The sequence below is a fragment of the Desulfomarina sp. genome (assembly GCF_054039375.1).
Window position 1 is genome coordinate 1 of record NZ_JBPLBA010000113.1, and the last position, 4,273, is coordinate 4,273.

Below are 4,273 nucleotides of genomic sequence, written 5' to 3' on the forward strand. Positions count from 1 at the left end.
GCCTTACCCTCTCTGCAAATTCTCCCGCAAACCCTGATGCCTTGAAAATCCGAAGTCTTAAAATACTTGACTCCGATGGCTTGCCGCATCCCCTGGATCCTGAACGTAACTACCTTCTGGCAACCAACGATTTCCTGGCACTCCACGGAGGAGACGGTTATGTTCAGTTCAGACAGTATGGCCATGATATCCGTAATACCTACTCAACAATGGGCTCAATCATGATTGACAGATTTCTCAGGGAACAGACCGTCAGCCCGGCAGAACCAGATGGAAGAATCACTATTCTGCGGTCAAAGGGTAAGTGACCAGGCCACCCCATTTTTATACTGTCGCGATTGACCGCATGGCCGGAAACTGGTTGCAGCCAGGACGGCTGCAGAAAAGCCCCCAGGGACATTTTCTTGCACGAAATTGCCCGGTTCTGAACAGGCACTAACTAGTGTCTGTCCAGAAATGAGGATTTTTGTTCGAGATCAAGGCGCACGGGAAATTTTACCGCAGGCATATAATTGATATCGGAGTCTACGCTTACCTCCGAGGATAAAATTTTTTGGGCAACGCAGATATCGGACAAAAAGACCATTTATGGGCAGGCACTAACAAAGAATTGAAAATCCAAAAACCAGTTACTTCAAAGGGCCGGTTTAACCTCCATTATGACTCTTAAAAATAGTTTACGGTTTTACTCAGGGAACAGATCTGTTATCCATGTTCTGCTGGGCGCATTTCTTATCAGTTTCTCCGCCGTCTGGGTGAAACTTGCGGATGTACCACCATCAACATCCGGGCTTTACCGTGTTTTTTTCGGTTTTCTTATTCTTTTTCCTGTTGCTTTCTGGAGAAGGGAGATACACAAAATTACCCTACGAAAATTCCGTCTGATTTTTTTCTGTGGCCTGGTTTTCGGGCTTGACCTTCTTTTCTGGCATCAATCCATCCTCTATATCGGCCCTGGCCTGGCCACAATCATCAGTAATTTTCAGGTATTTCTCCTGGCTCTCTACGGGATTGTCTTTTTAAATGAAAAAATCCGGATCCACTTTCTTCTCTCGATCCCGACCGCCTTTCTGGGGCTGTTTCTCGTGGTCGGAGTCAACTGGAGCCAGTTAAGCGCCAATTATAAAACCGGAGTTTTTTACGGTCTTCTGACGGCACTCTGTTATGTGGCGTTCCTGATAAGCCTGCGAAAAATCCAGCAGGACAACAGCCGAACTTCATTCTTCTTCACGTTGATGCTGATTTCCTTCTTCAGCACACTCTGCATGGGCCTGGAGATGAATGTTCAGGGGAAAACATTTACTATTCCCGACAGCAGGAATCTTTTCTTTCTGCTGATGCTCGCTCTTTTCAGCCAGGTAATCGGCTGGATCATGATCACCAATGCCATTTCGCGGATTCGGGCCTCTCTCACCGGATTCATCCTTCTCCTGCAGCCGACTCTTTCCTTCTTCTGGGATGTCCTCTTTTTTTCCAGGCCGACCAGTCCCCTCAACTGGCTGGGAATCGTCATCACCCTTTCCGCCATCTACATGGGTCTACATCGACCCGAGGACACTGCTCCCTTGCAATCCTCCGGAAAAAGCTTATTATTGCCAGACCGGAAAATCCGGAAAAATGAAGAAAACAGGTGAGAACAATGAAAATTGCAGACTACAAGGACAGCCCAGTCCATAAATTCGACAGTGAGACTGTTAAAGGTGTCACCGGGCGCGTGGTGATTGGCAAGGAAGATTGCGCCGATAACTTCTGCATGCGGGTATTCACACTGGAACCCGGAGGTTTCACCCCGAGACACTCCCACGACTGGGAACATGAAATATTCGTCCACTCAGGAAAAGGAAAGGTCTTCCAGAAGGGTGAATGGCGCGATATCCGGAGTGGTACAGTGGTATTTATTCCAGGCGGTGAAGAACACCAGTTCATGAACGGAGGTGGGGAGGATTTTGTTTTTGTCTGCCTCATTCCATCCGGAGTGGATGAAATTTAGATTCCAAAGGATACTTTGACAAAATAGAATTTCCGTCAGGGGTCATATATGCGATTTTTTCAGTTTCCTTTTACTGTTTACATCGTCAATACCACCCACAATACTGTGCCGGAAAAACAACCTCGATTCTCCGGCACAGAAGAATTTTATTTTCTGTAATCCAGCAGCTTTTTCTTCAAGCTTGAAGTGACCGGCTCTTTTCCAAGCCATATTTTCAACAGTGCATCATTAAAATCTCTGCCCTTTATTCGCCCTCTTTCCTCTCCGGTGATGGTTACAGACGTACCCTGTCCCGGTATGAAATCAAAAACTATGATGTCACCTTTCTTCACATCGGTAAAAAATGAGTTAAACCTGTTTATTCTATCCCTCAGAGTTTCCAGCTCCGTTTTCGTACAGTTTGCCTCAAACCCCTCGTTCCAGCCATCGACCAGTTGATCCTTTTCGACTTTACTGTAAAGAAAGTGCATGACCACTCTCTTTTCACCATCAGCCGCCAGCACTTCCCGAGCAACCGCCGACGGGTTTTCCATGTAAAGCTCAGCAATATAAATATTAAAGAAAAACTTTGTTCGAACCCCTGCACCATTGAGTTGCAAAGTTTTCCCCCCTGTTCCCTGCACAGTTTCAGCCACATTGACCCCTTCAATCTCTCTGGCACAGACTGGTAACGCCATCAACAATACACAACAGAAAATTAAAGCTCTCATGGTTCTCCTCCCTGAAAAATGCGGGTTAAAATCTTTACTTCCTTTGCACTGCGGGATCGGCAGTTTCACCGAATCCTGATCCTCGCAGACCTTTACCTGCTTCGTTATCAGTGATTTACAGTATGCGAATTCGCGTACATTGAATTTCATATCTCCGGCAGCTAAGCCCAGACTCTGAACTTACCAATTGCAGGATTTAGATATAACACAATACATTGTTCTTACGAAGACGTAAACGTTAACTTCATCCCGCAAATAAACGTGCATCTTTGATCAACTTTTACCTGGCGTGACGGGGCCGATTGGCAGAACAGTAAAACAAAGAAAACCCACCCTGGCAAAAAGATCTTTCCGGTTGACATTTTCGGCCGAATCAGTGGAAACTCCGTGATATTTTTCTTGACAACATTTTGAAATACAATCATACATTTCACACTTGGACCCACACTCCTTCCAGCTGGCCATTTTGCCCGGCAAATTCACTATACAGGAATAACATGGGCGACATACTTGAAAGAATTATTACTGAATCCGGAGATTTTTTTGGGATCTGCTGCAATACAACTGCACTGGTTAACGAAGCATGCAGAAAACATGATGTGGGCCCCCTTGCGGCAACAGCACTGGGAAGGAGTCTTACAGGTGCAGTGCTTCTCGCATCTCTTCTGAAAGACAATCAGTCAGTTCAATTAAAATTTGAGGGCAATGGCCCGCTGGGAAAAATAATAACAGAAGCCGGCGCCAGGGGCTGGGCCAGGGGCTATATTGCCAATCCCCACGCGAACCTGCCGTTGAAAAACAATACCATAGACGTGGCAGCAGGAATCGGCAGAGCCGGGTTTCTGACCGTCACCAAAAATATTGGCGACAACAAGAAATACCCCGGCATAATTCAGCTCTATACCAGTGAAATCGGGGAAGACCTTGCTTACTACCTCACCGTTTCAGAGCAGACTCCCTCCACAATTGCTCTCTCCATCAGGCTGAACCGGGAGGGTATTATTGAGGGAGCGGCCGGCCTTCTGGTCCAGTCGCTTCCACCTGCCAATGAACAGAATCTGCTGCTCATTGAAAAAAGACTTGAAAAACTCTCATCCCTTGCGGAGTTATTGAACAAGGGCAAAAGCCCCGGAGATATTCTTGCAACACTCTTTGCCGACATTCCCCATAAAAAGACCGCGGCTACTCCTCTCAGTTTTTCCTGCAGCTGCTCTCTTGAAAAAATGGAAAGAGCACTCCTTTCCCTGGGTCGGGAAGAACTGACTCAACTCCTTGAAAAAGAAGGGGGAACCGAAGTGCGCTGTGAATTCTGCCGGGACAGTTACCAGTTTGACGGAAAAAAACTTGAGAAACTCCTCGCGTTGTCCTGAATCAGTGAATAAATCTATTTCTTCTAAATAACAAAAGTTATTTTTAAATTTGACCCGGCAACGCCCAGGTGGAACGCTGATTACGTATGAAACTCAGCCTGTTATTTGTGAGCCTGGGGATTGGGCCTGTTTTATCAGGCGTATTTCAAAAATCACATTAGACTGATTATAAAATGACCTGGACTGACACTTTTTCATTTGAA

4 protein-coding genes and 1 pseudogene are annotated in these 4,273 nt (G+C 46.1%); 4 read left to right on the top strand and 1 reads right to left on the bottom strand.

Features of this window, described 5'->3' with window-relative positions; all coding sequences use genetic code 11:
* From ACXLDX_RS06260 to ACXLDX_RS06270, 3 genes and pseudogenes are all read left to right on the top strand, one after another.
* Nucleotides 1-308, top strand: a pseudogene (locus ACXLDX_RS06260) (hypothetical protein); the annotation flags it as partial.
* Nucleotides 309-659: 351 nt separating this feature from the next.
* Nucleotides 660-1,634 (top strand): DMT family transporter, encoded by a 975-nt coding sequence (locus ACXLDX_RS06265; protein WP_457576337.1) that lies wholly within the window; start codon nt 660-662, stop codon nt 1,632-1,634.
* 5 nt (nt 1,635-1,639) lie between these two features.
* Nucleotides 1,640-1,990: a cupin domain-containing protein gene (locus ACXLDX_RS06270; RefSeq protein WP_457576338.1), complete on the top strand. Its 351-nt coding sequence runs from the start codon at nt 1,640-1,642 to the stop codon at nt 1,988-1,990.
* A gap of 146 nt (nt 1,991-2,136) precedes the next feature.
* Here the strand turns inward: ACXLDX_RS06270 and ACXLDX_RS06275 are convergent, their stop codons facing one another.
* Nucleotides 2,137-2,700: a chalcone isomerase family protein gene (locus tag ACXLDX_RS06275; RefSeq protein ID WP_457576339.1), complete on the bottom strand. Its 564-nt coding sequence runs from the start codon at nt 2,698-2,700 to the stop codon at nt 2,137-2,139.
* 497 nt (nt 2,701-3,197) lie between these two features.
* Between ACXLDX_RS06275 and hslO the strand changes: the two genes are divergently transcribed.
* Complete coding sequence (gene hslO / locus ACXLDX_RS06280) at nt 3,198-4,070, top strand: Hsp33 family molecular chaperone HslO (protein WP_457576340.1); 873 nt, start codon at nt 3,198-3,200, stop codon at nt 4,068-4,070.
* The last annotated feature ends 203 nt before the right edge of the window (nt 4,071-4,273 follow it).